Here is a 958-nt window from a genome sequence, read left to right on the forward strand (position 1 = left end):
CCCACAGTCCAGAGACGGTTCGCTCGCCGGCCGTTCGCAGCATGGCCTTGAGCCGGGCGAAGGCTTTCTCGATCGGGTTGAAGTCGGGGCTGTAGGGTGGGAGGAAGCGCAAGGTTGCGCCTGCGGCCTCGATGAGCACCTGCACCGATGCACGCTTGTGGCTCGACAGGTTGTCCATGATGACGACGTCGCCGGGCCGCAGTTCTGGGACGAGGACCTGTTCGACATAGGCTTCGAACCAGTCGCCGTTGATCGGCCCATCGAGCACCATAGGCGCGATCATGCCGGTCATGCGCAGACCGGCGACCAAGGTGGTGGTCTTGCGGTGACCGTGCGGGAAGCCCATCCGCAGCCGCTCGCCTTTCGGGCAGCGGCCGTGGCTGCGGGTCATGTTCGTGGCGGTCCACGTTTCGTCGATGAACACCAGACGTTCCGGGTCCAGATCGAGCTGGCCGTCGAACCAATGCCGACGTTGCCTCAAAACGTCGGGGCGGTCTTGCTCGATCGCGTGCCCGGTCTTTTTTTCCGCGTGATCGCGTGGCGCATGAAGAAGCGATGCAGCGTGCCGATCCCGACTGACACGCCCCGCTCGACGAGCCGTGCCTGGATCTCCACCAAGGTCATGTCGCCCTGTTCGGCAACCAACTCGCGGATGAAGCCGCCATGCGCCTCGATCCTGCTGGAATGCCGGTCTCCGCCGCGCGGCTTGGCGACGGCCTGGCCATGCTGAAGGGCAAGTTGCCGCCATCGGATCGCGCTCGACGCGCTAACACCAAAGCGATCAGCCGCCGCGCGGCAACTCAACCCACCATCAATCGCCGCGATGACCCTGTCCCGAAGGTCCTGTGAAAGTGTTCGCGCCATCCATACTGGCCTCCTCCAACCAGCAGGAAGCGTGAATCACATCAGCACGGACAAGGGAATCCCCAATGATTCAATTCGTGTGGAAACCGCTCTA

1 protein-coding gene is annotated in these 958 nt (G+C 63.5%); it reads right to left on the reverse strand.

Annotation, left to right across the window (positions count from 1 at the left end):
• A protein-coding gene (locus tag ACFQ24_RS03850; protein ID WP_380909131.1) for an IS630 family transposase occupies positions 1 to 864 on the reverse strand; the annotation gives its coding sequence in 2 pieces (ribosomal slippage) (positions 1 to 516 and positions 516 to 864; 865 coding nt annotated over the 2 pieces). This gene is flagged as partial in the annotation.
• Positions 865 to 958: the final 94 nt, after the last annotated feature.

The sequence above is a fragment of the Sphingobium olei genome, assembly GCF_042678845.1.
GTDB classification, from domain to species: domain Bacteria; phylum Pseudomonadota; class Alphaproteobacteria; order Sphingomonadales; family Sphingomonadaceae; genus Sphingobium; species Sphingobium olei.